Raw genomic sequence first — 729 nt, 5'->3', positions numbered from 1 at the left:
GGTGGTGGTGGTGCTCATATTCCAGTCTCGCCATTGCCACAGCCCCCCGTCACCCCGGCCACTCCGGGTGCTGTCAATGTCAGTGATGCCTCCGGCAGCAACAATCAACCCATCTTAAGCGGTAGCGGTCGTCCGGGCGACACCGTGCAGATTCTCGATAACGGTGTGGTGATTGGTGAGGTTGTCATTGGAGATGATGGTAAATGGAGTTTCACTCCAAACCCTCCTTTGGTCGATGGTGACCACAGCCTGACAGTGGTCATTAAAGATCCAGCAGGAAACACCAGTGAGGAGTCACAACCGGTTGAGTTGGTGGTCGATACCACGGCTCCCGAGCTTCCGGCTCCGGTCATCGCCGGACAGCCTGATGGCGGCATTACCGTCAGCGGTCGCGGTGAGCCAGGCGCGACCGTGAACGTGACGTTCCCGGATGGCAGCACCGGCAGCGTGGTGGTGGATGCTTCGGGCAACTACAGCATCGACAGCCCGGTGAGCGTGGTTCAGCCGGAGGGTGATCTGGTAATTAATATCACCGACAGTCATGGCAACCAATCTCCAGATATCGTGGTGGAGTATGAAGATACCACAGCCCCGGAAGCGCCGACGCCGGCGATCATAGGCAAGCCTGACGGCGGTGTTACTGTCAGCGGGCGCGGCGAGCCAGGCGCGACCGTGAACGTGACGTTCCCGGATGGCAGCACTGGCAGCGTGGTGGTGGATGCCTCGGGC

The 729-nt window shown here is 60.2% G+C and carries 1 protein-coding gene; it reads left to right on the top strand.

Features of this window, described 5'->3' with window-relative positions; genetic code table 11:
* The coding region (locus AC3WP4_RS28480; RefSeq protein WP_218244361.1) for an Ig-like domain-containing protein at window positions 1-729 on the top strand (729 nt) is incomplete at both ends.

The organism is Pseudomonas sp. FW305-20 (genome assembly GCF_058788075.1).
Note: the sequence above shows the minus strand (reverse complement) of the source record. Positions and strands in the feature narration are given on the sequence as shown.